The sequence below is a fragment of the Neorhizobium tunisiense genome (assembly GCF_039631515.1).
Taxonomy (GTDB): domain Bacteria; phylum Pseudomonadota; class Alphaproteobacteria; order Rhizobiales; family Rhizobiaceae; genus Neorhizobium.
On the sequence record NZ_JBDIUU010000001.1, the window covers coordinates 873,911 to 895,480 of the forward strand.

At 61.6% G+C, this 21,570-nt stretch carries 23 protein-coding genes; 12 read left to right on the forward strand and 11 right to left on the reverse strand.

What is annotated here, in order from left to right:
- Nucleotide 1: 1 nt before the first annotated feature.
- From ABCW43_RS04560 to ABCW43_RS04570, 3 genes are all read right to left on the reverse strand, one after another.
- Nucleotides 2-1,171, reverse strand: a complete 1,170-nt coding sequence (locus ABCW43_RS04560) for an alpha-D-ribose 1-methylphosphonate 5-triphosphate diphosphatase (RefSeq protein WP_345922293.1) — start codon at nt 1,169-1,171, stop codon at nt 2-4.
- A gap of 153 nt (nt 1,172-1,324) precedes the next feature.
- Complete coding sequence (locus ABCW43_RS04565) at nt 1,325-1,918, reverse strand: NUDIX domain-containing protein (protein WP_345922294.1); 594 nt, start codon at nt 1,916-1,918, stop codon at nt 1,325-1,327.
- A complete protein-coding gene (locus ABCW43_RS04570; RefSeq protein WP_345922295.1) occupies nt 1,915-4,068 on the reverse strand; it encodes a molybdopterin-containing oxidoreductase family protein in 2,154 nt (717 codons plus the stop codon). The genes ABCW43_RS04565 and ABCW43_RS04570 overlap by 4 nt, the downstream gene beginning before the upstream one ends.
- Before the next feature lie 83 nt (nt 4,069-4,151).
- On the opposite strand from ABCW43_RS04570, the gene ABCW43_RS04575 reads away from it, so the two are divergent.
- From ABCW43_RS04575 to ABCW43_RS04585, 3 genes are read left to right on the forward strand one after another with little or no spacing between them, the layout of a single operon-like run.
- Nucleotides 4,152-5,030 (forward strand): 23S rRNA (adenine(2030)-N(6))-methyltransferase RlmJ, encoded by an 879-nt coding sequence (locus ABCW43_RS04575; RefSeq protein ID WP_345922296.1) that lies wholly within the window; start codon nt 4,152-4,154, stop codon nt 5,028-5,030.
- A gap of 50 nt (nt 5,031-5,080) precedes the next feature.
- A complete protein-coding gene (locus ABCW43_RS04580; RefSeq protein ID WP_345922297.1) occupies nt 5,081-5,746 on the forward strand; it encodes a ribonuclease T2 family protein in 666 nt (221 codons plus the stop codon).
- Nucleotides 5,747-5,769: 23 nt separating this feature from the next.
- Complete coding sequence (locus ABCW43_RS04585; RefSeq protein WP_345922298.1) at nt 5,770-6,366, forward strand: glutathione S-transferase; 597 nt, start codon at nt 5,770-5,772, stop codon at nt 6,364-6,366.
- A gap of 58 nt (nt 6,367-6,424) precedes the next feature.
- On the opposite strand, the gene ABCW43_RS04590 is transcribed toward ABCW43_RS04585, so the two are convergent.
- Nucleotides 6,425-7,060: an outer membrane protein gene (locus ABCW43_RS04590; RefSeq protein ID WP_345922299.1), complete on the reverse strand. Its 636-nt coding sequence runs from the start codon at nt 7,058-7,060 to the stop codon at nt 6,425-6,427.
- Between the two features lie 683 nt (nt 7,061-7,743).
- On the opposite strand from ABCW43_RS04590, the gene uvrC reads away from it, so the two are divergent.
- The 4 genes from uvrC (at nt 7,744) to ABCW43_RS04610 (ending at nt 11,413) form a co-directional block, all read left to right on the forward strand.
- The gene (gene uvrC / locus ABCW43_RS04595; RefSeq protein WP_345922300.1) at nt 7,744-9,780 is read left to right on the forward strand and encodes an excinuclease ABC subunit UvrC; all 2,037 of its coding nucleotides are present in this window, start codon (nt 7,744-7,746) and stop codon (nt 9,778-9,780) included.
- A gap of 127 nt (nt 9,781-9,907) precedes the next feature.
- Entirely contained in the window at nt 9,908-10,495 is a 588-nt protein-coding gene (gene pgsA / locus ABCW43_RS04600) for a CDP-diacylglycerol--glycerol-3-phosphate 3-phosphatidyltransferase (protein WP_345922301.1), read from the forward strand.
- Nucleotides 10,492-10,749: a molybdopterin converting factor subunit 1 gene (moaD, locus tag ABCW43_RS04605; RefSeq protein WP_345922302.1), complete on the forward strand. Its 258-nt coding sequence runs from the start codon at nt 10,492-10,494 to the stop codon at nt 10,747-10,749. Before pgsA ends, moaD begins: the two co-directional genes overlap by 4 nt.
- Before the next feature lie 205 nt (nt 10,750-10,954).
- Complete coding sequence (locus tag ABCW43_RS04610) at nt 10,955-11,413, forward strand: molybdenum cofactor biosynthesis protein MoaE (RefSeq protein WP_345922303.1); 459 nt, start codon at nt 10,955-10,957, stop codon at nt 11,411-11,413.
- A gap of 26 nt (nt 11,414-11,439) precedes the next feature.
- Here the strand turns inward: ABCW43_RS04610 and ABCW43_RS04615 are convergent, their stop codons facing one another.
- The 3 genes from ABCW43_RS04615 to ABCW43_RS04625 form a co-directional block, all read right to left on the reverse strand.
- Nucleotides 11,440-11,829 carry a type II toxin-antitoxin system VapC family toxin gene (locus ABCW43_RS04615; protein ID WP_345922304.1) on the reverse strand — a complete coding sequence of 130 codons (390 nt, stop codon included), beginning with the start codon at nt 11,827-11,829 and terminating at the stop codon, nt 11,440-11,442.
- Nucleotides 11,826-12,059, reverse strand: coding sequence for a type II toxin-antitoxin system Phd/YefM family antitoxin (locus ABCW43_RS04620; protein ID WP_345922305.1), 234 nt, complete (start codon nt 12,057-12,059; stop codon nt 11,826-11,828). Before ABCW43_RS04620 ends, ABCW43_RS04615 begins: the two co-directional genes overlap by 4 nt.
- 94 nt (nt 12,060-12,153) lie before the next feature.
- Nucleotides 12,154-13,050: a branched-chain amino acid ABC transporter permease gene (locus ABCW43_RS04625; protein WP_345922306.1), complete on the reverse strand. Its 897-nt coding sequence runs from the start codon at nt 13,048-13,050 to the stop codon at nt 12,154-12,156.
- A gap of 64 nt (nt 13,051-13,114) precedes the next feature.
- Here ABCW43_RS04625 and ABCW43_RS04630 point away from each other — a divergent pair, with 64 nt between their 5' ends.
- Both ABCW43_RS04630 and ABCW43_RS04635 read left to right on the forward strand, forming a co-directional pair.
- Nucleotides 13,115-13,663 (forward strand): CGNR zinc finger domain-containing protein, encoded by a 549-nt coding sequence (locus tag ABCW43_RS04630; protein WP_345922307.1) that lies wholly within the window; start codon nt 13,115-13,117, stop codon nt 13,661-13,663.
- The gene (locus ABCW43_RS04635; protein WP_345922308.1) at nt 13,660-14,160 is read left to right on the forward strand and encodes a hypothetical protein; all 501 of its coding nucleotides are present in this window, start codon (nt 13,660-13,662) and stop codon (nt 14,158-14,160) included. The genes ABCW43_RS04630 and ABCW43_RS04635 overlap by 4 nt, the downstream gene beginning before the upstream one ends.
- 89 nt (nt 14,161-14,249) lie before the next feature.
- On the opposite strand, the gene ndk is transcribed toward ABCW43_RS04635, so the two are convergent.
- Both ndk and ABCW43_RS04645 read right to left on the reverse strand, forming a co-directional pair.
- Entirely contained in the window at nt 14,250-14,672 is a 423-nt protein-coding gene (gene ndk, locus ABCW43_RS04640) for a nucleoside-diphosphate kinase (RefSeq protein WP_007769585.1), read from the reverse strand.
- A gap of 96 nt (nt 14,673-14,768) precedes the next feature.
- On the reverse strand, nt 14,769-15,458 hold the full coding sequence (locus ABCW43_RS04645) for a glutathione S-transferase family protein (RefSeq protein ID WP_345922309.1): 690 nt from the start codon (nt 15,456-15,458) through the stop codon (nt 14,769-14,771).
- A 217-nt stretch (nt 15,459-15,675) separates the two neighbouring features.
- Here ABCW43_RS04645 and ABCW43_RS04650 point away from each other — a divergent pair, with 217 nt between their 5' ends.
- Nucleotides 15,676-16,710, forward strand: coding sequence for a GGDEF domain-containing protein (locus ABCW43_RS04650; RefSeq protein ID WP_345922310.1), 1,035 nt, complete (start codon nt 15,676-15,678; stop codon nt 16,708-16,710).
- 137 nt (nt 16,711-16,847) lie between these two features.
- Here ABCW43_RS04650 and ABCW43_RS04655 read toward each other — a convergent pair whose 3' ends face one another.
- Nucleotides 16,848-17,567 carry a RhiA family protein gene (locus tag ABCW43_RS04655; RefSeq protein WP_345922311.1) on the reverse strand — a complete coding sequence of 240 codons (720 nt, stop codon included), beginning with the start codon at nt 17,565-17,567 and terminating at the stop codon, nt 16,848-16,850.
- Nucleotides 17,568-17,786: 219 nt separating this feature from the next.
- Between ABCW43_RS04655 and ABCW43_RS04660 the strand changes: the two genes are divergently transcribed.
- Nucleotides 17,787-18,500 (forward strand): Crp/Fnr family transcriptional regulator, encoded by a 714-nt coding sequence (locus ABCW43_RS04660; RefSeq protein WP_345922312.1) that lies wholly within the window; start codon nt 17,787-17,789, stop codon nt 18,498-18,500.
- Nucleotides 18,501-18,562: 62 nt separating this feature from the next.
- Here ABCW43_RS04660 and ABCW43_RS04665 read toward each other — a convergent pair whose 3' ends face one another.
- The gene (locus ABCW43_RS04665) at nt 18,563-19,420 is read right to left on the reverse strand and encodes a hypothetical protein (RefSeq protein ID WP_345922313.1); all 858 of its coding nucleotides are present in this window, start codon (nt 19,418-19,420) and stop codon (nt 18,563-18,565) included.
- A gap of 210 nt (nt 19,421-19,630) precedes the next feature.
- On the opposite strand from ABCW43_RS04665, the gene ABCW43_RS04670 reads away from it, so the two are divergent.
- Complete coding sequence (locus ABCW43_RS04670) at nt 19,631-21,514, forward strand: ATP-binding cassette domain-containing protein (RefSeq protein ID WP_345922314.1); 1,884 nt, start codon at nt 19,631-19,633, stop codon at nt 21,512-21,514.
- The last annotated feature ends 56 nt before the right edge of the window (nt 21,515-21,570 follow it).

Here is a 21,570-nt window from a genome sequence, read left to right on the forward strand (position 1 = left end):
TTTACGCCGCCAGCGCCCGGAGCGGATGCAGCGTGCCGTCGCTGTAGACGAAGCGGCCGGCGCGGAAGGTGGCGCGGATGCGGTGCACATCGCCCTTTTCCACCACGACCAGGTCGGCGCGCTGGCCGATGGCGATCTCGCCGCGGTCGGTCAGGCCGGCGGAACGGGCGGCATTGCCGGTCGCCATGGCGACGGCCGCCGGCAGGCCGCCTTCGGACACGTCCGCCAGCTTGAAGACGCCGGGCACAAAGGCGGCAGGGTGGTAATCGGCGGCAATTACCGTCAGCAGGCCGGCCTTGGCGGCGTCTTGGGCGCTCAGATTGCCGGACATGGACTGGCCGCGCAGTGCGTTCGGCGCGCCCATCAGCGTCCAGAGCCCGCGGCGGCGGGCTTCTTCGGCGGCCGGCAGCGTCACCGGAAACTCGCTGATCGTGACGCCGAGATCGAACATCTCGGCCACCTTCTCGACGCTGTCGTCGTCATGGGAGGCGAGCGACAGGCCGTGTTGCAAGGACAGCGAAACGATTTCCTTCAGCTTCACCTCGATCTCCGGATTGTCGCGCATGGCAATGCGCTTCTGAACAATCTCGGCCGCCATTTCCTCGGAGATCGCCCGGCGTTCAGAGATGCTCGCGACATAGGCGGCGATATTGTTGTACTGGCCCTGGCCCGGCGTGTGGTCGGTCAAGGAGACCATGTCGATCTCGTCGGCCCTCAGCAGCCGCTCCAGCGTCGGGGCAGCGCCAATATTGGTGATCTCGTAGCGCGCATGGACGCGGTGATCGATCAGCAGGTTGCCGCGCAGGCGATTGATGCCTTCGATGATGGCCGAGGTCGTCTCCAGCGAGCGGACATGGCCGTAGACGCTTTCGGTGGCGAAGGAAACGGCGGCATAGGCCGTGGTGACGCCGGCCGCGGCCAGCTTCTTGTCGAGCTCATGGATGCCGAAATCGATCGGCATCTGGGCGTTCGGCCGCGGCGCGATCTCTCGCTCGATCATGTCGCCATGCAGATCGACGAAGCCCGGCATCAGCAGCCGCCCGCCGCCGTCGATCAAGGCGTCCGGTACCGGCTCCGGGCGGATCTCAGCGATCATGCCATCTTCAATCCGCACAGAACCTGAGTTCACTACCTCGTTCGGCAGAACGAGGGTGAAATTGCCGAGCCACATGGCTTTCTCCTGACCATATAAGGATGATTATCAAGAGGCAGCGCTTAGCCGCCATTCGTGACATTCATGTGAAATCGGCGCGGCACCAGGTCAAGTCACAATCAAACGGCGGCTGAAACAACAGGCGAGCAGATAATTTTATCGCTCCCGCCGTCAGGCTGTGAGCGATGCCCGATTGATCACCGCCCATTGCAGCAGCATGATCGTCTTGGCATCGATGATCTCGCCGGAGCTGATCATCGCCACCGCCTCGCCGAGTGGCAGTTCCAGCACCTCGATATCCTCGTGCTCCTCGGCCAGACCGCCGCCACCATTGACACGGTCGGAGAGGTCGATCGGCGCATGGAAGAAATGCACAAGCTCGGTAATCGCCCCGGGCGACATGAACGCCTTGAAGAGAAACCGCACATCTCTCAAGCGGTAGCCGGTTTCCTCCATCGCTTCGCGCCGGATCGCATCCTCCGGATGGTCCTCGTCAAGCAGTCCGGCGGGTACCTCGACAATCCATGCCGGCTTGCCGGAGAGATAGGCGGGCAGGCGAAACTGCTTCACCAGCACGACCGTGTCGCGCCTGGCATCGTGGAGAAGGATGCAGGCGGCTTCGGACTTATGGTAGATCTCCCGGTGCAGGCGATGCGTCTCGCCGCTGCGATCGGTGTAATCGAGCTCGTAGTTCGAAAGCCGCGTCCAACCGTCGGACAGCGTCTTTTCGCTGGCGATCTTCACCCGATCATTCCCCTCGGTCATGCCAGTTCCTTGCGAAGCCATACCTTGTTGTCGTGGAAGGCGGCGCCGCCATAGGGCGCCACGGCATCGGCGCCGGTCAACACGTTGATGCCCTCGCCGTCGAGATGTTTGTGGTTCGGCCACAGGCCCTCGGCGATCAGCACGCCCGGCCGGGCACCGACCACGAGTTTCGCATGCAGACGGATTTCGCCGCGCGCGTTTCCGAGCCGGACGATATCGCCATCGACGATGCCGAGACGTGCGGCATCGGTCGGCTCGACCATGACTTCCGGCCGCCCTTCCCGCTCGTAGGAACTCTTTGTCTCGGTAAAGGACGAATTGAGGAAGCTGCGGGCCGGCGAAGTCGCCAGCCGGAATGGATGGGCCTCGTCGGTCACCTCGATGACGTCGACCTGGTCGGGGAACACCGGCAGTTCGGCGATCGGTCCCAGCGGCCCGACGTTTTTCGGCGGCTTGTCCGGCGACGGCCCGTTCGACCAGTCCGGACGAAAGCGGAATTTGCCGTCTGGATAACCGAAGCCCTTGATGTAATGCGCGGTTTCGAAATCCGGCTGCGCGTCGATCCATTTTTCGCGCGCCAGATCCTCGTAGCTTCCCCAATGGCTGGCTTTCAGGATGCGGTCGATATGCTGGCGTTCGTCGAGGCCAAAACCGGGGAAATGATCGACGCCGAGGCGTTTTGCCAGCTCCTCGACGACGAAGAGATTGGTGCGTACCGTCGATGGCGGCTCGACCAGCTTCGGCCCGAGCAGGATATGCTGCTGCCCACCTGCGCGGTAGAGGTCGTCATGCTCGACGAACATGGTGGCCGGCAGCACGATATCGGCGACCTCGGCCGTGTCGGTCATGAACTGCTCGTGCACGGCCACGAACAGGTCGCTCCGCAAAAAACCCTGGCGGACGAGGCGCTGTTCCGGCGCGACGTTCATCGGGTTGGTGTTCTGGATCAACAGCGCCGTCACCGGCCCGCCGTGGCGTAGCGCTTCCGCATCGCCGGTCAGCACCCGGCCGATCTGCGACTGGTCGAGCTGGCGGATATCCGGGTCGGCATAGGCCGTGCCCATCAGTTCCGACTTGTTGAGCCGGAAAATCTCGCCATTGTTGTGGAAGGCGCCGCCGCCCTCGTATTGCCAGGCGCCGAGTACGGTGGCGATCGACAGCGCCGCGTGCATGGCGACCGTGCCGTTGCGCTGGCGGGCAAAACCGTAGCCCAGCCGGAAGAAGGTCTTTTGGGTCGTACCGACGAGGCGGGCGAAGGTCTCGATCTCTTCGACCGACAGACCGGTAATGGCGGAGGCCCATTCCGGCGTCTTCGCCTTCAGATGCGCTTCGAGCCCCGCGGGATCGTCGGCATATTTCGCCATATAGGCCCGGTCGGCATAGCCGTCACGAAAGGCGATGTGCATCACGGCGCAGGCAAGTGCCGCATCGGTGCCGGGGCGCACCGTCAGCGCCATGTCCGCCTGTTTCATGGTCGGGTTGTCGTAGATGTCGATGACGACGATCTTGGCGCCGCGTTCCTTGCGGGCCTTGACCGCATGCGTCATGACGTTGACCTGGGTGGAGACGGCATTGGTGCCCCAGATCACCACGCAATCGGATTTCGCCATCTCGCGCGGATCCGGGCCGCGAAGCGCGCCGGTGCCCATCACGTAGCCGGTCCAGGCCATGTTGGTGCAGATCGTCCCGAAGAAGCCGGAATACTTCTTGGCATGCCGCAGCCGCTCGATCGAATCGCGCTGCACCTGCCCCATCGTGCCGGCATAGAAATAGGGCCAGACCGCCTCGGACCCGTGTTTCGCCTCGGCCTTGACGAAGGCATCGGCGATCTCGTCGAGGGCGGCCTCCCAGGAAATCTCCTGCCAGCGCCCCTCGCCCTTGGCGCCGACCCGGCGCTTCGGGTGCATCAGCCGGCCGGCATGGTAGAGCCGTTCGGTATAGCGGGCGACCTTGGCGCAGATGACGCCGGCCGTATAGCTGTTGTCGGCGGCACCCCGCACGCGGCCGATACGGCCGTCGGCGGTGAGATCTATGTCCAGCGCACAAGCCGACGGACAGTCGTGCGGACAGACGGAGTGTCCGACGGAATTGTGGCCGGACTTTTCTGGGGCGATTGGGGTTTTCGCGGTAATCGGGGTCGCAACGTTCATGGCTTTTCTATATTGCAAGCTGACGCCCGCAAAAAGCGTGATTTGCAGCGCATCAATTTAATTCAAGCGAGACACCAGCAACGATGAACTACCGGCATATCTATCACGCGGGCAATTTCGCCGATGTCCTCAAACACGCGGTCCTGGCGCGGTTGATCCGCTATGCCCAGAACAAGGACAAGGCGTTTCGTGTGCTGGATACCCATGCCGGCATCGGGCTCTATGACCTGTCCTCCGAGGAGGCGCAAAAGACCGGCGAATGGCGCGACGGCATCGGCCGGCTGATGGAAGCGGAACTGCCGGCAAAGGTCGCGGACTTGCTGGAGCCCTATCTGACGGCCGTCAGGGAATTGAACCCCACCGGCCCGTTGAAACTCTATCCGGGCTCGCCGAAACTTGCCCGCATGCTGTTTCGCCCGCAGGACCGGTTGTCGGCGATGGAACTGCATCCGGAGGATTTCAACCGGCTGCACAATCTGTTCGAAGGCGATTTCCAGGTGCGCGCCACCGAACTCGACGGCTGGCTGGCGCTCGGCGCCCATCTGCCGCCGAAGGAAAAGCGCGGAATCGTGCTCGTCGATCCGCCTTTCGAGGAAGAAGGCGAATACAAGCGGCTGGTGAAGGGCCTGTCGACCGGCTGGCGCCGCTTTCAGGGCGGCACCTTCTGCCTCTGGTATCCGATCAAGAAGGGCGCACCGCTCAGGGCCTTCCATGACGAGTTGAAGGCGCTGGAAATCCCGAAGATGCTGTGTGCCGAATTGACCGTTCGAAGCGACCGCGAGACGTCCGGGCTCTCAGGCTCCGGCCTCATCATCGTCAACCCACCCTTCACGCTGAAGGACGAGTTGCACGCGTTCCTGCCGGTCTTGAAAACCATTCTGGCGCAGGATCGTTTCGCCTCGCAACGGGCCTTCTGGCTGACCGGCGAAACCGCCGACAACGACCTCGATTCGGAGTCTTGACCGGGCGGGCCTTCCCGCCCATGGTGCCGCGCATTGCAGGGGGCCGGCCGATGACCAACCGATTTATCGCTTTCCTTTTTCTCGCGTTTTTTGCGTCCGCGGCATCCGCCCAGGAGCGCCGCCCGGATTATGCGGGGCAGTTCGATTTCTACGTCCTGTCGCTTTCCTGGTCGCCGACCTTCTGCGCTTCCCAAAGCGGGGGCCAGAGAGGCGGCAAGAACGACCAGCAATGCAGCACGGACAAGGACTTCCGCTTCATCGTCCACGGGCTGTGGCCGCAATACGAAAAGGGCTATCCGGATTTCTGCGAAACGAAGGAACCGGGCCGCGTGCCGCAATCGCTCGGCCAACCGCTCTTCGACATCATGCCGTCGATGGGCCTGATCGGCCATCAGTGGCGCAAGCACGGAAGCTGCACCGGGCTCAGCCAGCGTGATTATTTCGGCAAGCTCCGCGACGCATTTTCGCGGGTCAAACTGCCCGCCGACCTGTCCCGCGGCGATGCAGCCGTGACGCTGTCGGCCGACCAGATCGAAGAGAAATTTCTTGCCGCCAATCCGGGCATGAGCCGCCGCGGCATTTCGACGAGCTGCGAGGGCCGGCAGCTGGAGGAAGTGCGCATCTGCCTCAGCAAGGACCTGCAATTCCGCGATTGCGCCGAGGTCGACCGTGACGGCTGCCGGATCAGCCAGATCACCCTGCCGCCCGCACGCTGACATTTATCGAGAAGGACACGACCATGAAGCTGCTTTATTCCCCGGCCTCGCCCTATTCCGCCAAGGTGCGCATGGCGGCGCGCCATCTTGGCATAGAGATCACCGAGGTGAAGACCGATACCAACGCCGCCCCGCCGGAACTCATCGACAACAACCCGCTGGGCAAGATCCCGGTTCTGATCCGCAAGGGCGAGCCGCCGATCTACGACAGCGTCGCGATCATGCACTGGCTCGACCGCCAGTCGGGCGGCAAGCTCTATCCGAAGAAGGACGTCAAGCGCACCGAGGCCGAAGTGCTGGAAGCGCTCTGCGACGGCATCATGGATTGCCTGCTGGCGATCGTCTACGAACGCCGCTCGCGCGAAGAAAGCAAGGTCCACCAGCCCTGGATCGACAAGCAGTGGAGCAAGGTGGTGCGCGGCCTCGACTACCTGGAAAACAACCTGCCGAAAACGGGCAAGAAGCTGCATGGCGGCCATTTCGCGCTGGCCGCATTGATCGGTTACCTCGACCTGCGCTTCAACGGCCAATGGGCCGAGGGCCGGCCGGAGCTTGCCTCCTGGCCGGATGTCTTCACCAAGCGCTTCGCCTCCTACACCGCCATGAAATCGGCAGCCTGAAACAAAAAAAGCCCGGACCGAAGCCCGGGCTTTCCCCAGCCTGTTAAGGCTATCGAAATTAGAACTTCACGCCGATACCAACCTTGACGCTGTGGTCGTCGAAGCCCTTCGAAACCGAACCGGAATCGAGCGAGTAGCTGTCCGAACCGTAGTCCGTGTAACGGTATTCGACACGAGCGGTGATGTTGTTGGTGACGAAGGCTTCGGCACCGGCACCGACCGTGTAACCGACGGCGGTCTTGTTGTCGGACGAAGTCGCGTCGCGCAGTTCGTTGTCCTGCAGGGCGACACCGGCCGTACCGTAGATCAGGAAGGGGTTGAGGTCGTAGCCGACGCGGCCGCGAACAGAGCCGTTCCAGCCGGCCTTGCCTTCAAAGCCATCATCCGTGGTGCTCTTCGTGCCGTTATAACCGACGTCTGCTTCGACACCGTAGACGATCGAACCGCTCTGGAAGTTGTAGCCCGTATAGGCACCGCCGCCGAACTGGCCGTCACGGTCGCCGCTACCGAAGCGACCCCAGTCATACTGACCGTAACCACCGAGATAGAAACCCTGCCAGCTGGCGGCCGGGGCCGGCTCTTCGACTGCAACCGGGGCCTGCGGAATTTGTTCGACGGCATCAGCGGCATTGGCCGCAGAGATGGCGATGAAGCTGGCTGCCGAGGCCATCAGAGTTGCGATGAGAGTACGCATACATTTTCTCCTTTTACTGCTGCGCCGGGAATTCGCCGCGACAACATGGTTGGCGACACATTTGTTCCCTGCCCGCTGAAACGGAATGTGGAGGTCAATTGAGGAATAGAAAGAGCCGAAATGTGAATTGATTGTGGCGCGCAGAAGGCCAAAATTTGATGTTGCTGTATCGCAACACACGATTGATTAACCTTAATCAATACTTATTTGGAATATAAATATTTTTACATTCATAAATTACTTCTTAATACGGAAGAACAACTCAGTCAATACACATACCGACATGAGCCGCCGCCGCCGACGGTCGCCAAGTTCCATTTGTATTCGCAGCAAAACCGGATCAGCCGCTTGTAGAAACCGAAATCTGAGCAGAAACACGGACGTATTTCCCCCTCTTCGCAGGTGGGCGGCGGGAGTCGACAGCGCCTGCCGCCGGATTTCTGCCTTAAATATTCCACCACGGGAACGGCCATTTCGGCCCTCGTCAAGAGCACAGGGCGGAATTCTCGCCAGCGCTTTCAAAATCCGCCTCGACACACTATTTCTCCGGCAGCGGCCTTCGTGCAGGGAATCGGGCTGCTTCAGCGCAATATTTTGACAAGCTGCCGCTCGCCGGCACATGTCATGGGCGCATGGTTCGAATCGGTGATGGCCGGATGTCGATATCCGGCGGAGACTATGGAATGAACGGAACGAAGCTGCCCGACGGCGGCGTTCTCTATGACGAGACGGAAGAAGACGACGATGATGTGGTCGTGGCAGAACCGAGCCAAGGCCCCGCTGCGTCGATCGATTGGAACGAGGGCTGGAAGAACGAGACGGGGCTGAAGGGCGCCGACCTGATCGCCGAATTCGTCAAGCACCTGCCGAATGCGCCGGGCGTCTACCGCATGTTCAACGATGCGCAGGACGTGCTTTATGTCGGCAAGGCGCGCAGCCTCAAGAAGCGCGTCGGCAATTATGCGCAGGGCCGCGTCCATTCCAACCGCCTCGCCAAGATGGTGCGCGAAACCACCCATATGGAATTCGTCACGACGCGGACGGAAACCGAAGCCCTGCTGCTCGAAGCCAACCTCATCAAGCGCTTGCGGCCGCGCTTCAACGTGCTGCTGCGCGACGACAAGTCCTTCCCCTATATCATGATCACCGGCGACCACCGGGCTCCGGCGATCTTCAAGCATCGCGGCGCACGCGCCCGCAAAGGCGATTATTTCGGCCCGTTCGCTTCGGCTGCCGCCGTCGGCCGCACCATCAACTCGCTGCAGCGAGCCTTCCTGCTGCGCACCTGCACCGACAGCGTGTTCGAGACCCGCACCCGCCCCTGCCTGCTCTTTCAGATCAAGCGCTGTTCGGGGCCCTGCACCCATGAGATCAGCGACGAGGGTTATGCGGAACTGGTCGGCGAGGCCAAGGACTTCCTTTCCGGCAGGAGCCAAAACGTCAAGTCGGCGATCGCCCATCAGATGGCGGAAGCCTCCGAGGACCTGGATTTCGAGCGCGCGGCGATCTATCGCGACCGGCTGGCGGCACTTTCCCACGTCCAGAGCCACCAGGGCATCAACCCGGCCGGTGTCGAGGAGGCGGACGTCTTCGCCATCTACAGCGAGGGCGGCCTCTTCTGCATCCAGGTGTTCTTCTTCAGGACCGGCCAGAACTGGGGCAACCGCGCCTATTTCCCGAAGGCCGATCCGCAACTCTCGGGCGCGGAAGTGCTCAATGCCTTCCTCGCCCAGTTCTACGATGACAAGCCGGTGCCGAAGCAGATCCTGCTGTCGGAAACCGTCGAGGAGCAGGACCTGCTGGCGCTCGCCTTTTGCGAAAAGGCCGGCCACAAGGTGACGATCTCGGTGCCCCAGCGCGGCGAGAAGAAGGACCTGACCGACCATGTGCTTGCGAACGCCCGCGAGGCGCATGGCCGCCGGCTTGCCGAAACCTCGTCGCAGGGCCGCCTCTTGCAGGGGCTCGCGGAAACCTTCGGCCTTTCCTTCGTGCCGCGCCGCATCGAGATCTACGACAACTCGCATATCATGGGCACCAATGCGGTCGGCGGCATGGTCGTGGCGGGGCCGGAAGGTTTCGTGAAGAGCCAGTACCGCAAGTTCAACATCAAATCGACCGACATCACCCCCGGCGACGACTTTGGCATGATGCGCGAGGTAATGACCCGCCGCTTCAGCCGTCTCATCAAGGAAGAAGGCATTCCGGACCGCACCGCCGCCGGCGCCAGCGCCGAGGACGCGGCCGACGCCGCCTTCCCCGCCTGGCCGGACGTGATCCTGATCGACGGCGGCCAGGGCCAGATGACGGCCGTTCGTGCTATCCTGGATGAACTCGGCATCCGCGACGTGGTGACCGCGATCGGCGTCGCCAAGGGCGTCGACCGCGATGCCGGCCGCGAGCGGTTCTTCGCCGACGGGCGATCCGACTTCTCGCTGCCGCCGCGCGATCCGGTGCTCTATTTCATCCAGCGCATGCGCGACGAGGCGCATCGTTTCGCGATCGGCTCGCACCGGGCGCGGCGCAAGAAGGAGATGGTCAAGAACCCGCTCGACGAGATTTCCGGCATCGGACCCGGGCGCAAGCGCAAGCTGCTCCAGCATTTCGGCACGGCGAAGGCGGTGTCGCGGGCGGGCCTGACCGACCTCATGGCGGTCGAGGGAATTTCGGAGGCCGTTGCCAAGCAGATCTACAACCATTTCCACGAAAACCGGGCGGGATGAGGAATTATTCGCCGCCGATCAGCCACCCGAACCCGTCCGGCGCAATCGGCTGCAAAAAAGCCGCGAAACCCTGTTGACGCTTCGACCTCAACACATCAACTAGGAGCAAACATCCGGAAGGCTCCCCATGGCGTCGCGCGCGTACAATATTCCCAATCTTCTGACCTATGCGCGCATCGTGGCAGTTCCGATCATCGTCGGCTGCTTCTTCATCGAGGGACAGCTTGAAAGCTCGGACGTGGCACGCTGGACGGCGCTTATTCTCTTCGCCGTCGCCTCGATCACCGACTATCTCGACGGTTATCTCGCCCGCATCTGGAACCAGACGTCGAATATCGGCCGCATGCTCGATCCGATCGCCGACAAGCTGCTGGTCGCCGCAGTGCTGCTGTTGCTCGCCGCCGACCAGACGATCGCCGGCTGGTCGCTCTGGGCGGCAATCACCATCCTCTGCCGCGAAATCCTGGTGTCAGGCCTGCGCGAATATCTGGCTGCGCTGAAGGTCTCCGTGCCGGTGACCCGCATCGCCAAATGGAAGACGACGATCCAGATGGTGTCGATCGCCTTCCTGCTTGCCGGGCCTGCCGGCGACAAGATCTTGCCCTACACCACCCAGATGGGCATCGTGCTTCTCTGGCTCGCCGCGTTCCTGACCTTCTACACCGGCTACGACTACTTCAAGGCCGGCGTCAAACACCTGGTGGACGAAGAATGACCGTCAAACTCGTCTATTTCGCCTGGGTGCGCGAACGGATCGGCAAATCCGAGGAAGACCTCGACCTGCCGGCAAGCGTCGTCACGGTCAATGATTTGCTCGCGCATCTGGCAACACTCGGCGAGGAATACGAGAACGCGCTGCAGTTCCCTGACGTCATCCGCGTCGCCATCAACCAGGAACACGCCGAACACGACGAGCCGATCGCCGGCGCCCGCGAGATCGGCATCTTTCCGCCGATGACCGGAGGGTGATTGGGATGAAGGAGCGAACCACGCGCTCCCTCATTCCTGTGCTTGTCACAGGAATCCAGCGCGCCCAAGTCCTTGGGCGCAGAAAACCCGCCCCTGTGAAAACGTTCGTTCACGGCGCAGGCGCGCCGGGGCTGGATTCCTGTGACAAGCACAGGAATGAGGGAGTATTCTGGTCAGGCATCACAGCCTACGGTGAGACATTCAGATGACCGCTCCCACCATCCGCGTCCAATCCACCGACTTCGACCTGCAGGCCGAAGTCACGGCACTGACCGCCGACCGCAAGAATATCGGCGCCGTCGTCACCTTCACGGGCCTGTGCCGCGACGAACAGGGTGCATTGTCGGCGCTGGAACTCGAACACTATCCGGGCATGGCGGAAGCGGAGATGTTTCGTATCGGCGAACTGGCGATCGAGCGTTTCTCGCTCATCGGCCTCACCGCCATCCACCGCTTTGGCAAGATCATGCCCGGTGAAAACATCGTGCTGGTCATCGCCGCCGCCCCTCACCGGCAGGCGGCTTTCGACGGCGCCAATTTCGTCATGGATTTCTTGAAGACCTCGGCCCCGTTCTGGAAGAAGGAACATGCCGCCGACGGCCAGCAAGGCGACTGGGTCGCCGCCAAGGATGCGGACGACACCGCGCGGGACAAATGGCGGTAGAGCTCACCGTGGAGATACCTGGCCCGTCACCACAGGCGGGTCAGGCCTGGAAGCGTGTCGAAGATCTCGTCGGCGGATATAAGCGGAATGGAAGCCTGCAACGCGCCTACTGCAAGAAGCCGATCGAACGGATCGCGGTGATCCCAGGGCATCACGGCGGCCTGCAGACATATCTGCGGTGTTAGCGCCGCCGCCCGACCGCCCTGCTCTTCTAGCAATGCCGGCAGATCATCGACGTAAGGAGCCATCTGAGGCCATTTGCCAATCCGCACCTTCTGGCCGATCTCGAAAAAGCTGATAGGACTTACAAACACGCTGTCCGCGTCCAGGATTGCCGCCACAGCCTTTTCCGATAGCCGCTCATCGCCGGTCAACGACCAGGCCCAGGCATGGGTATCGAGCAATATCGCGCTCAAACCTTGCCTTCCCAGAGTTCGAGCTCATCTTCGGCCATCGGTTCGAAGAAATCGGGGCCGCCCCTTTCGATCTTGCCCTTCAGTAAGCCGATCGTGAAACTCTTCTGCGCAATCGGAACGATCCTCGCAACCGGTGTTTTTCCTTTTGCGATCACGACTTCCTCGCCAGCTTTCGCCAGCTCGATGAGCTTTGACAGGTTCGTCTTGGCGGCATGGACAGTGAATTGCATGGGAAATTCCTTAGCTAGTTTGGCTAAGTTAGCTAATTCAGCTCTGCAAGTCTAGTCCTGGCGAAATCCGGGATGGCCGTGATAGCAGGCGCATCTAAGGCACTACCCGCTCCCGCCGGCTCATCACCAGCACCATTACCAGGGCAGCGACCACGAAAAGGTCGCGCCAGACGATCGGGCCGTAGCCGCTCCAGAGCGTTTCGGCAAAGCCGATCACGGCAGCCCCTGCCGCCGAGCGCAGCGGGTTGGAATAGCCGCCGGCGGCTGCGATCAGCACGACTTTCAGACCGAAAAGCAGGCCTGCGCCAAAATCCATCGTGCCGTAATGGGAAGTGGCGAGCACGCCGCAGATCGAGGCGTAGAGCGCCGCCGCCGCATAAGCCACGACGAAGACCCGCGCGGAATTAGTGCCGGAGAGTTCCGCCGCGAGCGGATCGTCGGAAACCGCCCGCCACATGCGGCCCCAATGGGTGTACGCCAGCACCAGATAGCCCGCTCCGATGGCCGCCAGCATGATGGCGATGTTGAGGAGTTGGATCAGCGTCAGCGCCACCGGAAAGCCGTCTGCTTGCCAGAAGACGATCGCGTCGTTGAGAAACGGCGGCAGCCAGAGTTCGCGGGTATCGGCGGCGATCCGGGCGCCTTCCATCAGCACCATCAGAACGCCGAGCGATGCGACGATCACCGCATTCGGCGAGATCTTTGCAAGCGGCCGCATCACCAGCTGCCCGATCGTCACCCCTGCCCCGATGCCGCCAACGATACCCGCCGCAGCGCCCAAAGCCAGAGCCGCCGGCAGGACAAGCCACAACTGGTTCCAGCCGAAATGGGCAAAGAGCAGGTAGAGATGGCCGGAAAAGGCGAAGATCGCCCCGTAGGTGATGTCGGCCCTCCGGGTCACCGCAAAGGCAATCGAATATCCGAAGGCGAGCGTCGCATAAAGCGCCGCCAGCGGAAACGCATTCGCCAGTTGCTGCAGCAGATAGGCCATGGGCACTCCGATAGCGGCAACGAATATAACTGGTCAATGGCAGTTTACCAGTTATAATATTGCCATGAGCTTTTCCTGGACCCCGCATCGTTTTGCCGGAGGCGCGCTGGCGCTGGATGTCGCCAACAGCGTTATCCTGCGCTTCGACCCGACACGCAGCATCGACCGGTTCGCCGAGCCGCAACAGATGGATGCCTTTCCGAAGGCGGCCGAGAAATTCTCCGCCGAACGGGCGCTGTTCGGCGATCTCGCACCTGTGGAGCCCGACAACCACACGCCGTTCATTGCGCTGCGTGAAGCCATAGACCGCTATTTTCGCGCCCGGGTGCTGGGCGACGATGCACAGGCATTGCTTGCCGATTTCCTCGAAGCGACGGCGGCCATCCTGCGCCGTGCGGAAAGGAATTCACTGGAGGCGGCCACCGCCCATTCGGCGCTCAGGCTGCTTGCCGACGAAGAGATCTCGCGGATGAAGATCTGCGGCAATTGCGGCTGGCTGTTCATAGACCGCAGCAAAAACCGCAGCCGCACCTGGTGCGACATGGCGGTGTGCGGCAACCGCGTCAAGGCCAACCGCCATTATCATCGCAGGAAGAAGGAGGCCGTGTCATGATCCGACGGCTTGTGGTTTTCAGCCTTGCAGTGTTTGCCCTTTCAGCCTGCCAGCGCGAGGCGGAAAAACTGGTCGAAGTGAGCGGGCATATCTTCGTGTTCAATTACCGGGTCGCCAGCGCCACCTATCTCGTGACGCTGAACAAGACCGGCCCGATCCCCGAGGGAACCGTGGTGATCGCCAAATTCGACGACCCCGCCGGTGGCGATCCGATCGTCATCAATGAAAAAATCTTCCCCGCCTGGAACAAGATCACACTGCAGAGCCCCAATGTCCGGTGCGTGCGCAAGGACAAGCCGTATTTCGTCGACATCAGGCTGGTGGATGCGAGCGGCGGCACATTGCAGGAATTGAGGACCCAGCTCGTCTCCGACGTCGATCAATCGGTGCTTCCCAGCAAGCCGCTGGTGCTCGGAGCCGGTTATGAACCCAACCCAGAGGTTTTCAAGCCGGACGGGACGGTGGACTATGGCCACGATGCCGACTGTCCGGCGTGAGGCGGTAGATGCCAGCCGAATATCCAAAAACGAAAAAACCGGGGCCAATACCCCGGTTTTATCAAGTCTTCCGTCGAGACGGGCTTAAATCAGCCGACGATCTCGGTTTCGGAGAACCAGTAGGCGATTTCCTGGGCGGCGGTTTCCGGAGCGTCGGAACCGTGAACCGAGTTCTCGCCGATCGAGAGAGCGAAGGTCTTGCGGATGGTGCCTTCGTCGGCGTTTGCCGGGTTGGTGGCGCCCATGATCTCGCGGTTCTTCAGGATGGCGTTTTCGCCTTCCAGAACCTGGACGATGGTCGGGCCTGAGGTCATGCCTTCGACGAGTTCGCCGAAGAACGGGCGTTCCTTGTGAACGGCGTAGAAGCCTTCGGCTTCGCGCTTGCTCATCCAGACGCGCTTGGAAGCGATGACGCGCAGGCCATTGTCTTCAAACACCTTGGTGATGGCGCCCGTGAGGTTGCGCTTGGTGGCATCCGGCTTGATCATCGAAAACGTGCGTTCAATCGCCATTGTTCTATCCTTCGTTTCCTGTGGCCCGTGAATAAGGGGGAAAGTGCGGGGTCTTTACCCGCCCCTTTCACTGGAAACAAGGGGGTTCCGGCAATTTCACGCCGCTGTCACACTGCGCCCGACGCCATTATGCAGGTCGAGGCAGCGTTCGAACCACAGCCCGACCGGATCGTTATCGGAAAACACCTTGGCGCCGGCGGTGATGCGCATCCATTGCAGCGCGCCGAACAGGATGTAATCGACGAAAAGCGGGCCGTCGCCGCCAATAAAGTCATGATATTTCAAGGCGTGGCGGATCGGCTCCAGTTTTGGCGCAAAGCCGTCGATCTCGGCCTGGCGGCTCGCTTCCATCTCTTCCAGCGTCCTGCCGAGCCGGGCCTCACGGCTGGTGCGGAAATAGACCTGATCCGTCTCGCCGAGCATGTCATGAATGTTCTTGACGGCGATCTTGGTGATCGCCGTATGGACCACCATCTGGGAAAAACCCTCGACGAAACGGGCGAGCGCCTTGCCGGCCGGTCCACCGAACAGCGTCGGCCGGTCCGGATAGGCCTCCTCCAGATAAAGCGCGATCTCGAAACTGTCACGGATCAGCTCGTTGCCGTCCCTGAGGATCGGCACCGTCTTCGAAAACCCGCCTTCGAGGCTGGGGATCTCGGTAAACGGCGTCGGCTTCTCGATGAAATCGAGGCCCTTGTGGGCGAGCGCCTGCACGACTTTCCAGCAATGCGGCGAAAACGGGCGGCTCTCGTCGGTGCCGCAGAGCGAATAGAGAATACGGGTCATGGCAGGCTCCTGATCCGGATGGTCGGCTGGTGATATTGAAAGCAAATTCTCTTTTGAATCCAATCAGGAAATTTCATGGATCGCATTCGATCGATTGTCTCGACGATCCCTTAACCGTGACTACCGACAATTCCGCCCTTTTCAGCAAATGTTAAAAGCCGGTCCCGCATGACTTGTCGCACTATCGAACAAACGGATCAACCTGCGGGGACGAGAGATGGCGGGCGAAGCGAGCAGAACGGCACAGGATCGCGGCCTGCAGGCTGTCGTCCAGCTCATGGCAAAGCTGGACGTGAGCGGCCTGCCGCGCAATTACGAGCTCTTCCACGAGGCGCTGCTCGGCGCCGACCCCGCCCTTTCGCGCGAAGTGCTGGCGCTCCCGCCCGGCCCTTCCCAGACGGTGCTCGACGAGATGGGACTGCGCCATCAGCTCTCGGCTTTCGTCGCGCTCATGCCCGTCAGGGGGCGCGATCAGGAGATAAAACTGCTGCTGGAGCTCCAGGACAAGATGGCCAGCGGCGTCACCCAGAAAAAGGGCTTCAGCCGTGTGCTGGAAACCGTCGCCCGCAGCCTGCGACAGGACAGCAATGCGGGACCTGAGGATATTCTGGCCGAGATCGAATACCTGAGCGTCTCGCTTTCCGATGCCGTGGTCGCCGAAACCGAACTGGAAGCCATTCTTCGCGCCGGTGCCGATCGTCTCGTCAAGGCCGAACGCGAGGCATCCGCCGCCCGTTCGGTGACGCTGCGCGACCGGCTGACCTCGCTGCCGAACCATGCCGCTCTCGCCGAACGGCTGGAGGCGCTTTACGGCGTCGATGCCGACAGCCACGATACCGCGCTGTTCCTGGTGACGATCCCCGACCTGCCGCACCTCGCCCGCACCTACGGCGAACCGGCTGTCAACCGGATCGTCAAGAAGGCCGCCTCGATCTTCCGCAAGGCAATCAAGAAGAACGATTTCCTGGCGCGCATCGGCAAGGGCGATTTCGCCTTCGTCTTCCGCGACGTCAGCCGCGACAGCGTGCAGCCGATCGCCGAACGGCTGCACGCCTCGATCACCGACAATCTCGTCTTTGCCGCCTCCGACGGCACGAACGGAATCGGTCTCTCGGTCGGGGCGGCGCTCACCGCCGACGCCTTCTCACCGCAGGAACTCCGCCTCCAGGCCGGTACGGCGCTTGAAGCAGCCAAGGCCAACCCACGCCTGATCGTCGCACTTCACGGCGGTGCGACGAAACGGGCGTCCTAGGACGGTATATCTCCCAGCCCAGAAGGCCGCGGTTCCCCGCGGCCTCCAGTTTGTGAACGAGGACCGGTTGCCGGCTGGGGTAACGCGTCCGACCACCCGAATCCTGTTGAAAAGCCGACGGCGGGCAGCCGGAGGCGTTATGCGGGCATGAACTGGTTCTGCTGCGTGAACCGCACGGAGACATCCGTGACGCCGGTAAAGCTCACCTCATAGGCCGACGAAGAGGTGGCCGTGTCGATAACCTGGCCTTCGACGAAAGAGCCGGCGAGAATGTAGTATCTCGGTTTCGGAGTGAACTGATAGACGAGGTTGGGCTCGAGCTGGACGGCGATGGTCGGCTTGCGGGCCATGGCGATGCCGACATTGACGTAGACGCTCTTGCTGGCCTGCACCGGGACGGCCGGAATGGTGCCGTCCGCCTTGGCGACGATGAGACCCTTGACGCCGTCGGAGGGACCCTCCGGGAAACCGGGGGCGCCGTAGGGGAACGGCCCCTGATAGGTCACCGGCACCGTATTCTGGCTGTCGATCATGACGCCGACCGAGCTTGCGGTCTGGAAGGAACGCGGCGAGCCCGCGGAACCCAGCTGCTGGATGTAGCCGACCGTCAGGGAGTAGTCGATCGTCCAGTTGAACGACGACGTGCTCGGCTGGTCGGGGCTGCCAGCCGCGGCGCCGCCGACCATCCAGGCAAGCGACAGCGGATCGACCGACGGCCCGATGACCTGGGGGATCGTCTGGAACAGGGCAAACTGCTGCCATTTCGCATTCTCGTTCAAAACCGTGAGGCTGTAGGGCTGGCCCGCAGCCTGCGCGCTGAAGGCCTTGATCGCGTTCTGGCCCATATAAATGGTCATAATACCTCTCCTCTTTGGGTTTGCCGCGACCACACCACGCGGTGACGGCGTCTATGCTTGCGAGCACCAGCGTCTCTGAGTGCCGCTTGCACCAACACAACCTAGGATATTTAAATCGCAAAATATGTCACATAGGTAACAACCCTGATTTGCATTGTCGCTAAATATCAATCCCACCGACGGCAACCAAGTTTCCGATCTCAGGGTGGTCATGAGCAGATGAAAACAACAAAGAATTTGACGATCTCAGACGAGATCAGAAAAATGGAGCTTTTCAGCGCCGCCGATGACCATGTAATTTCATCGTTCGCGAACCGGATAAATATAAATACATATAGAGACAAAAGAACACTATTTATGAATGGAGATGCATGCGATACTCTTTACATTATACTCTCCGGCGGCATTTATCTTTATTTTATATCCGAGGAGGGCAACGAAGTGATTTTTTCAGAACTTCAACCGGGAGACGCAGTCGGCGAGATCGAGTTCGCCCTCAACTACCGGCATTCCTCGAATGCGGCGATCTGTGGCGCGACACGGCTGCTGGAAATCGACCGGAAGACATTCAACGAACTCTCGGCAATCCCGCAGGTATCTTCATACCTCATGCGAACGATCGCCCGGAAGCTCCATCACACCATCATGTTTGCGGAAGGAATGGCGCTTTACCCGCTGGAGACTCGCCTTGCGCGTCTTCTGCTCAATCTCGGTGCATCCCACGGACGATCGACCAGCGACGGCATCCTCATCGAAAAACCGATATCACAGAGCCGTATGGGCCAGCTGATCAATGCCAGCCGGCCACGCATCAATGCGCAGCTACAAGCATGGAAGAGCGAGCGGCTGATCGGCGTGCGACAGCACCGAATCGTCATCTTCAACAAGAGATCGTTGCAGATCATCTCGCGTCATTCAGACCCGGCGGCCTGAACGACGCGGATGCCTCTGCGGCGCCGGGCCGATGTTCGACCCGCCGGTCCGGATCCTGCGGCTCACGGGCAGCCATTCTTGACTATCGTGACCAAGTCGGCGGTGTCCTGCGTGAAACTCGGACCATAGACTCCGTCGGGTGCACCGCTGGAGACAACGCTGACCGCCTTGTGGACATTGTCGGCGGTGACGAACCACGCCCCGCCGCTGGCACCACCGCCATACATGGGATGCGGACGGGCGTCGTAGGCGGTGCCGGCCTGCGCCGCGATACGGGCCGTTTCCCGGTACATATACGCGCCGCCGTCAAGCCGCGAAGGGTAACCGGTGATCGTCACATCCTCGCCCACCCCGGCGCCGGCTATCCCGAGTTCATATTTTCCGACTGCGGAAGCTGCGGTGGTCCGCATCACCGAATAGTCGAACTGCGACCGCGCTAAGCTCGGGGGATTACCTGCCACCTCGGTCCAGCGCAACAGCACCGCCACCCTGTCGATATGGTAAAGAGTTCCGCCACCGCCTGCATAGCCCTGATAGAACCGGATATTGGTGGCCTGGTTTCCGTTCCCCCAGGCAGAATGAGCGGCACCCATGACTATTCTGTCGTCCGCGACAAACTGGGCGCTGGCCTGGTAACCAATACCACCCAGCGTAAAAAGCAGCTTGCCTCCGAATTTATAAGGCACCTCATCGATCGGCGCGCGCTCGGCCTCGGAATCCTTGAGGTTACGCAGTTGCCCAGGAAAACCGCCCTCGCCCGGAGGGATCGTCTCACCAAACGGAATTGCATTGGCAATTCTCTCCGGCGTCCAGTATTCGGCGGCCCCCGCCACCAGACCCGCGCCGCCCGGGTTCCAGCACGTAAACTCCACCGCACCCGCGCTGAACGGCATCATCAGGGCGGATGCCGACAGCAGCATCGACCACGTCCATCTTCTCATTCTCATGGCATTCGCTCTCCCGATTGAAATTCAGCGTGACCACGCACGCCTGACGGCAGTGCCGCCGCAATCGTCTACCAGAGCGCGCAATCGCCTTCTGTTTCCCTCGGAACAGCGAGATGCCGATTCATTGGCGCCCTTTCATCGGCGCCCTTGCCAAAAAACCGGGTTTCGGCCAAAACCCCGGCCATGATCACCATTTCCGAACTTTCAGCACGCATCGCCGGGCGCCTCCTCCTCGACAATGCCAGCGTGACGCTTCCTGCGGGCACCAAGGCTGGGCTCGTCGGCCGCAACGGCGCAGGCAAATCCACGCTGTTCAAGGTCATCACCGGTGAGCTCGGCTCGGAAACCGGTTCGGTCTCCTATCCGAAAAACGCGCGTCTCGGCCAGGTGGCGCAGGAGGCACCGGGTACCGAGGATTCGCTGATCGAGATCGTGCTTTCCGCCGACAAGGAGCGTGCCGCGCTGCTGGCCGAGGCTGAAACGGCAACCGACCCGCATCGCATCGCCGACATCCAGATGCGGCTCGTCGATATCGACGCGCATTCGGCAGAGGCGCGCGCGGCCAGTATTCTCGCCGGTCTCGGCTTCTCCCAGGAAGCGCAGTCCCGCCCTGCCTCGTCGTTTTCGGGTGGCTGGCGGATGCGCGTGGCGCTCGCCTCCGTCCTGTTTGCCGAGCCCGACCTGCTGCTGCTCGACGAACCGACCAACTATCTCGATCTCGAAGGCACGTTGTGGCTGGAGGATTATATCCGGCGTTATCCGCATACCGTCATCATCATCAGCCATGACCGCGACCTCCTCAACAACGCGGTCAATGCCATCGTGCATCTCGACCAGAAGAAGCTGACCTTCTACCGCGGCGGCTACGACCAGTTCGAGCGGCAGAAGGCCGAGGCCGACGAATTGCAGACCAAGGCCAAGGCCAAGAACGAGGCGGCCCGCAAGCACCTGCAGAGCTTCATCGACCGCTTCAAGGCCAAGGCCACCAAGGCCCGGCAGGCGCAGAGCCGCGTCAAGGCGCTGGAGCGCATGGGTACGGTCGCTGCGGTGATCGAGGATCACGTGCAGCCGATCACCTTTCCGGAGCCGGAAAAACAGCCAGCCTCGCCGATCGTTGCGATCCAGAGTGCCGCCGTCGGTTACGAACCGGGCAAGCCGATCCTCAAGAACATCACGCTGCGCATCGACAATGACGACCGCATCGCCCTGCTCGGTTCGAACGGCAACGGCAAGTCGACCTTCGCCAAGTTCATCGCCAGCCGCCTCAAGGCGGAGAGCGGCGATATCCGCCTCGCGCCCAACCTGAAGATCGGTTTCTTCGCCCAGCACCAGCTCGACGATCTCGTGCCGGCGGATTCGCCCGTTGCCCACGTGCGCCGGCTTATGCCGGATGCGCCCGAGGCCAAGGTTCGCGCCCGCGTGGCGCAGATGGGGCTTGCGACGGAAAAGATGGCGACGGCGGCAAAAGACCTGTCAGGCGGCGAAAAGGCGCGACTGCTGATGGGCCTTGCCGCCTTCCACGCGCCCAACCTCCTGATCCTCGACGAACCGACCAACCATCTCGACATCGACAGCCGCCGGGCGCTCATCGAGGCGCTCAACGACTACGAAGGCGCCGTCATCCTGATCAGCCATGATCGTCACCTGATCGAGGCCACCGTCGACCGGCTGTGGCTGGTCAACAACGGCACCGTGTCGAATTTCGAAGGCGACATGGAGGAATACCGCAACCTGATTGTCAGCTCCGGCAAAAAAAAAGACGAAAAAGTTGAGCTGACCGAAGATCTGTCCTCGAAGGCGGACCAGCGCAAGGCGAATGCCGAAAAGCGCGCATCGCTCGCGCCGCTCAAGAAAAAGATCAACGAAATCGAGGCTGTAACCGCCAAGCTGGAGAAACTGATCAAGGCTCTTGATAAAGAACTTGCGGACCCCGCCCTCTACGAAAAAACGCCCGCCAAGGCGGCACAGAAGGCCAAGGAACGCGGCGAAGCCGCCGCAAAGCTCTCCGCCGCCGAAGAGGAATGGCTGATGCTGTCGTCGGAATACGAAGAGGCGATGGCGGGGTAAGCACGCCGTAGAAAGGTGCATTGCACGAATACGCAACCCTTGATAGCCTCATCTCG